Below are 4,761 nucleotides of genomic sequence, written 5' to 3'. Positions count from 1 at the left end.
GGTTTGTTGTGGCTGGTCGCGCAGTTCCCCGCGCCCCTGGGTGGCCGCCGTTGGTCGTTCGCATGTGTGGCGGGTGCGGGTCCGTCGTGGCTTGTCGCGCAGTTCCCCGCGCCCCTTGAAGGCCGCTGCGCGGCCTCCTCTCAGTCGTGCCCGGAGCTAGGCCAGGGCCGTGAGGAGTTCGTCCGCGTTGTCCGGGGCCGTTCCGGATGTGAAGTCGGCGCGGACTCGGAGGGCTGCTGCTCGGCCGGTGGCTGAGCGGCACCAGTGCCACCAGAGTTCCAGTTGGGGTGTGTCGAGGTGCTCCGCGGGGATGACGGCGGGCCAGCCGCAGGCCTGGGCCTGGGCGGTCACCTTGGCGCCGCCTGCCACGGGGTCGACGGCCAGTACGGGTGCGCCGGCGCGCAGGCCGAGCACGAGGCCGTGCAGGCGGTCGGTGACGACGAGGTCCAAGCGTGCGAAGACGGACTGGAGTTGCCCCGGCGTGGTGCTCAGGTGCCAGTCGCCGGTGTCGAGTCGCGTCTCCAGTTCGAGGCGCGCGCAGTCCTTCCCGGCCAGCCACCGCGTCAGCTCCTCCGCGACCTGTCCGTGCCGCCGGAGTGCCCCGTACTCCCCGTGGCCCAGCGTGAGGACCACCCCGACGACGGGTGTCGAGGGCGTCGCCGGTGCCCGGGCCGCCAGGTCCTCCACCGGCTCGGCGCCCGGCGCGTCCCGGGCCAGGACCCGGTGGAACCCGGTGACCGCCGGGTCGTCCGCGTCGATCACCGACACACCCACGGCGATCCGTACGCAGTGCCGGAAACGCCGGTGGAGTTCTGTGATCTGCCTCCCGTGCAGGGGACCGCACACGAACACCAGGTGCGAGTAGGCGCGTGGGCGTACATGTTCGAGGTCCAGGTCCCCCGGTCGGAACGCGGGGCTCCACGCCACGTCGTACGCCAGGTCCTCACGGCGCAGGACATCCTCCACGCGCCGCAACGCCAAGACGTCCCCGGCGGTGGCCTCACCGTCCCGAAAACTGAACCATCCGGTCAGCAGGATCCGCTGTCGCACAGTGCCGTACGAGTGCCCCGCGTTCTCGAAGTCAGTCCGCTTTTCGCAGTGAGTCGGCTTTTCGCAGTGAGTCGGCCGCGGTGTCCGCGCCTCACTTGCGGCCCACCGCGTCCTGGCCGTCGAGGACCTCGTGCGCGGGCTCCGGAGACGGGGGCGTGGGCCGTCGGCGGCGGGCGGTGAGGCGCAGGGCGACGGGCTCGGTCCAGCGGGCGGTGAGCGGGCCGACGATCACCAGGATCAGGACGTACGCCGTGGCCAGCGGGCCGAGGGAGGGTTCGATGCCCGCCGTGACGGCGAGACCGGCGATGACGATGGAGAACTCGCCGCGGGCGACCAGGGTGCCGCCCGCCCGCCAGCGGCCCTTCGCGGAGATCCCCGCGCGGCGGGCGGCCCAGTAGCCGGTGGCGATCTTCGTGGCCGCGGTGACCACGGCCAGGGCCAGCGCCGGCAGCAGGACGGGCGGGATGCTCGCGGGGTCGGTGTGCAGGCCGAAGAAGACGAAGAACACCGCGGCGAACAGGTCCCGCAGCGGGGCAAGGAGGCCGTGCGCGCCCTCGGCGACCTCGCCCGACAGGGCGATGCCGACCAGGAACGCGCCCACGGCGGCGGACACCTGGAGCTGCTGGGCCAGTCCGGCGACCAGCAGGGTCAGCCCGAGCACGACCAGCAGCAGCTTCTCCGGATCGTCGCTGGAGACGAACCGTGAGATGTGCCGCCCGTAGCGCACCGCGACCAGCAGGACGAGCCCCGCCACTCCGAGCGCGATGGCCAGGGTGAGGCTGCCCGCCGCCAGACCGGCCCCGGCCAGCAGCGCCGTGAGGATCGGGAGGTAGACGGCCATGGAGAGGTCCTCCAGGACCAGGATGCTCAGCACGACCGGCGTCTCCCGGTTGCCGAGCCGCCCCAGGTCGCCGAGGACCTTCGCGATGACCCCCGAGGAGGAGACCCAGGTGACACCGGCCAGGACGACCGCGGCGATCGGGCCCCAGCCCAGCAGCAGGGCCATGGCGGCGCCCGGCAGCGCGTTGAGCGCGGCGTCGACGAGCCCGGCCGGGTACTGGGTCTTGAGGTTGGAGAGCAGGTCACTGGCCGTGTACTCCAGGCCGAGCATGAGCAGCAGCAGGATCACGCCGATCTCGGCGCCGATCGCCACGAACTCCTCACTCGTGCCCAGCGGCAGCAGCCCGCCCTCCCCGAAGGCGAGCCCGGCCAGCAGGTACAGCGGGATCGGCGACAGCTGGAAACGCCCGGCGAACCGGCCGAGCAGCCCCAGGCCCAGGATGATCGCGCCGAACTCGATCAGGAAGACCGCGGAGGAGTGCATCGCTCACTCCCGCCCGAGTATCGCCGCGGCCGCCTCCACACCCTCGCGGGTGCCGATCACGATCAGCGTGTCGCCGCCCGCCAGCCGGAAGTCCGGCGCGGGTGAGGGGATGGCCCCGGCACGGCGCAGCACGGCCACGATCGAGGCGCCGGTCTCGGTGCGCATCCGGGTGTCGCCCAGGACGCGCCCGTTCCAGTACGAGGTGGAGGACAGCTCGATGCGCTCCGCCAGCAGGCCCAGCTCGTTCGTGACCAGCACGTTCGGGCTGTGGTGGTCCGGCAGCAGCGCGTCCACCAGCGCCGCCGACTCGCCCGCGGTCAGCCGCACGGACAGCGCGCACGCGTCGGGATCGTCGTCGCGGTAGGCGCTCACCGTCCGCGCCCCGTCCCGGTGCGCCACCACCGACATCCGGCGGTGCTCCCGTGTCGTCAGGTCGTAGCGGACCCCGATCCCTGGCAAGGGCGTACTGCTCAGGCGTGGCGTACCCACGTCCGTCCTCCTGTCTGGATCGCGTGTGTCTCGGCGACTTCGGCATGGACAACCGGGAGGGCGGGCCCCACCATCGGGGCGGCGCGTGTGACCGGCGACAGACCCCGTCGGGCTGCTTCGGACCGATCGGCCGCGGTCGTGAGCGGTACCACCGCGGACGCACCGCGGACCCTCCGTGGCAGTCCTTCCGGGCCGCCCGTGAGAACCACCCTAACCGGGGCCCAAGTCGGCCCGTGGGGGCACCTCCCGGTGAGCGGGATGGGACAATCCGCTTCCGGGAGGCGCGGGTTGTGGCCGTACGGCGGCCCGCCCGTGGTCACCGTGGCACGGCAGGTCGGGGAGGGAAGGGGGCGTGACCGTGGTCGAATGGGTGCGGATCGGCAGTGGGGCGCGGGCTGTTCCCGAGCCCGTCGCCACACCGTTCGTCTGGTCGGCGGCCTTCGGGGGCGCGCTGCTGCTGATGGCGGTCTTCACCCTGCTCGGCGGAATAGGCCGCCCCACACCCGCCCTGGTGGCGCTGTCGCTGCTGGCCGCCCTCCTCGGCCTGTGCGCGCGGTTCGTCGCGGCGCCGGGAACGGCCGTGCTGTGCTGGCTGTTCCTCAACGGCTTCGGCATACCGCCCGCGGGCACGCTCAGCTGGGCCGGTCCGCGCGACACGTTCTGGCTGGGCTGTCTGCTCGGCGCGGCCCTCGCCGGCACCGCCGTCGCCCGCCTCTTCAACGCCCGCGCCGCGTACCGCCGTATCTCTCCGCAGCGGGGCCCGGCGTATCGCCCGCCCCTGGACGGGGACCTCTTCTGACCGAGGTCACGCGGCGCCGGCCGAACCGCTCAGCGGCCCGGCTCGTAGGTGAGTTGCTTCACCTGGCGCAGGGTGAGGTGGGTCTCCACGGACCGGACGCCGTCGAGGGCGCCGACTCGCTCGCTCAGATACGTGTACAGCGAGCCGGTGTCGCGGGCGAGGACGGCCGCGACGAGGTTGGCCTGGCCGGTGGTGGCCGCGGCGAAGCGGACCTCGGGGTGTCCCGCGAGCACCTGTCCGACCTGGGCGAGGGCGGAGGGGGCCACGGTGAGCCAGAGCATCGCCCCGATGCCGTGGCCGAGAGGCTCGCTGTCGTGCTGCACGTCGAAGTAGAGGACACCGGTGGAACGCAGGTGTTCCAGGCGCCGCTTGACCACGGACTCCGACTGGCCCGTGGCCCCCTGGAGTTCGGCGGCCGTGGCCCTTCCGTCCCGCCGGAGCACGTCGAGCAGCGCGTCGTCCACCTTGTCCAGGGTGACGGGAGCGGAGGTCGGCTCGACGGTCGGCGGACGCAGGGCCTCCTCCTGGGCGGGGTCGAGGGCGTTGGTCTTGTTGAGCCAGCCGAGCGGGCCGCCGTAGAAGATGTTCAGCAGGCAGTGGGCGCTGACCGAGATGACGCGCGGAGTGCGCTGCAGGCGGTCGAAGAGCAGTTCGTCCCGTTCCTGCCGGCTGCGCGGCTTCATCGCGCACATCACCTCGGTACCGCCGGAGATCAGATCGACGTACGAGGTGTCGGAGCGCCGGGCCAGCGCGGTCGCCAGCTGCTCGGCCACGTCGGGGGTGCAGCGCAGCCGGACGATCCAGCTCTGGCGGCCGAGCCGGGTCTCGTCCGTTATGCCGAGCACCCTCAGACCCGCCGTGGTGCGCAGCTTGCGGAAACGCCGGGCGACGGTCTGGTCGGAGACGCCCAGGACCTCGGCGATACGGCTGAACGGTGCCCGTCCGTCGACCTGGAGCGCGTGCAGCAGCTGAAGGTCGAGCGCGTCGGGAGGCTGGTGCTTCACCGGGGTCTCCTGCTGTCTGGGGGGGACTACCTCCATGGTCGTACGGACCCCGCTCGGGCGCCGTTCCAGGCCGGCGAGGCGAAGGAGGTGGGGGC

At 72.7% G+C, this 4,761-nt stretch carries 5 protein-coding genes; 1 reads left to right on the top strand and 4 read right to left on the bottom strand.

Features of this window, described 5'->3' with window-relative positions; translation table 11 throughout:
• Window positions 1-156: 156 nt before the first annotated feature.
• From FNH08_RS44735 to FNH08_RS44725, 3 genes are all read right to left on the bottom strand, one after another.
• Complete coding sequence (locus FNH08_RS44735; protein WP_322726458.1) at window positions 157-1,050, bottom strand: polysaccharide pyruvyl transferase family protein; 894 nt, start codon at window positions 1,048-1,050, stop codon at window positions 157-159.
• A 91-nt stretch (window positions 1,051-1,141) separates the two neighbouring features.
• Entirely contained in the window at window positions 1,142-2,374 is a 1,233-nt protein-coding gene (locus tag FNH08_RS44730) for a cation:proton antiporter (protein WP_152777235.1), read from the bottom strand.
• Between the two features lie 3 nt (window positions 2,375-2,377).
• Entirely contained in the window at window positions 2,378-2,863 is a 486-nt protein-coding gene (locus FNH08_RS44725) for a cation:proton antiporter regulatory subunit (protein WP_322726457.1), read from the bottom strand.
• Window positions 2,864-3,221: 358 nt separating this feature from the next.
• On the opposite strand from FNH08_RS44725, the gene FNH08_RS44720 reads away from it, so the two are divergent.
• The gene (locus FNH08_RS44720) at window positions 3,222-3,662 is read left to right on the top strand and encodes a hypothetical protein (protein ID WP_322726459.1); all 441 of its coding nucleotides are present in this window, start codon (window positions 3,222-3,224) and stop codon (window positions 3,660-3,662) included.
• Window positions 3,663-3,691: 29 nt separating this feature from the next.
• Here the strand turns inward: FNH08_RS44720 and FNH08_RS44715 are convergent, their stop codons facing one another.
• Window positions 3,692-4,702 carry an Lrp/AsnC family transcriptional regulator gene (locus FNH08_RS44715; protein ID WP_152777234.1) on the bottom strand — a complete coding sequence of 337 codons (1,011 nt, stop codon included), beginning with the start codon at window positions 4,700-4,702 and terminating at the stop codon, window positions 3,692-3,694.
• Window positions 4,703-4,761: the final 59 nt, after the last annotated feature.

The organism is Streptomyces spongiae, assembly GCF_009377185.1.
GTDB classification, from domain to species: Bacteria; Actinomycetota; Actinomycetes; order Streptomycetales; family Streptomycetaceae; genus Streptomyces; species Streptomyces spongiae.
Note: the sequence above shows the minus strand (reverse complement) of the source record. Positions and strands in the feature narration are given on the sequence as shown.

What these genes read in the sequence shown, in the direction of transcription:
- FNH08_RS44730 (WP_152777235.1), bottom strand. Translation starts at nt 2,374, where the DNA reads ATGCACTCCTCCGCGGTCTTCCTGATCGAGTTCGGCGCGATCATCCTG.
- FNH08_RS44715 (WP_152777234.1), bottom strand. Translation starts at nt 4,702, where the DNA reads ATGGAGGTAGTCCCCCCCAGACAGCAGGAGACCCCGGTGAAGCACCAG.